The 986-nt window shown below is 44.0% G+C and carries 2 protein-coding genes; one reads left to right on the plus strand and one right to left on the minus strand.

What is annotated here, in order from left to right:
- Positions 1-377, minus strand: a 377-nt coding sequence (locus tag A3739_RS04280) for a GNAT family N-acetyltransferase (protein ID WP_068500451.1), incomplete at its 3' end; no start/stop codon positions are given.
- 169 nt (positions 378-546) lie between these two features.
- On the opposite strand from A3739_RS04280, the gene A3739_RS04285 reads away from it, so the two are divergent.
- A partial coding sequence (locus A3739_RS04285; RefSeq protein ID WP_231877002.1) for a putative solute-binding protein occupies positions 547-986 on the plus strand: 440 nt, incomplete at its 3' end.

A 986-nucleotide genomic window follows, 5' to 3' on the forward strand; every position in this document is an offset into this window, starting at 1 on the left:
CTATTCGAAGCAACAACCAAGTTAAATTGCATTGCCTTATAGCCAAGCTTTATAGCGATGGACTGCGAATGTACACATAATTGGCTAGCAATCCCTCCGCCCCGATACGAAGGCGATACCATATAACCACAATTGCTAACATGCGCGCCCAAGCTCGCTTGATTCGGTTTAATGTAATACGTAGCGACCACTTCGCCAGATTGCTCTGCAACATAGGTAAATTGAGGCATGACCATCCACTGCTGAAACCCCTCTTCTTTGCTCATATCAGGAGAATAAGGATAACTATCGCCAGCACGAACAATGTCGCTAAAAAATGGCCAGATACGATCCCAATCAGCCAGCTGTGCTTCACGAATATTCAGGGATAACGCCATGTATATTGTTCCCTCTCTTGTACGATCACTCACCCTTTAATTAGGGGAACTCGCGCAAAACCTATTCAATTAACCGGATAGAACTCTCATTTTCCGAATAGAACATTTCTCTAAATCATACTTTACGTTAGCATTCGATTTAATAAGAAAAACTTTGAGACTTGTCAGTATGTTACGTCTTCTTTCAGTAGTTTTAACAGGCTTACTTTTAGCCAAAACAGCACATGCAAATGCACTTCAGCCGCTCACTATGTGCGTCTTCGACTTTGTTGGCCATGATGGCCCCATCCACAAAGAAATGAAGGAATACAAAATCGATGCCGTGCGTTGGGGTGTTGATTTGTCTTTTAAGGTATATACCGATGATCGTGTCGCCTCAGAAGAGTTTAAAAATGGCGTATGCGATATGCTCAACTTACCTGGCATACGGGCACGCGAGTACAACTCATTTACAGGCAGTATTAATGCCGTTGGCGCATTGCCAACCTACGACCATCTGGCCATCGTCATCAAATCTTTAAGCAGTCCTGGTGCTGCGAAAATTATGCGCAGCGGCGAATATGAGATCATCGGTATTGCGCCGATCGGTGCGATCTTCTTATTCGTCAA

This window comes from Oleiphilus sp. HI0067 (genome assembly GCF_001635735.1).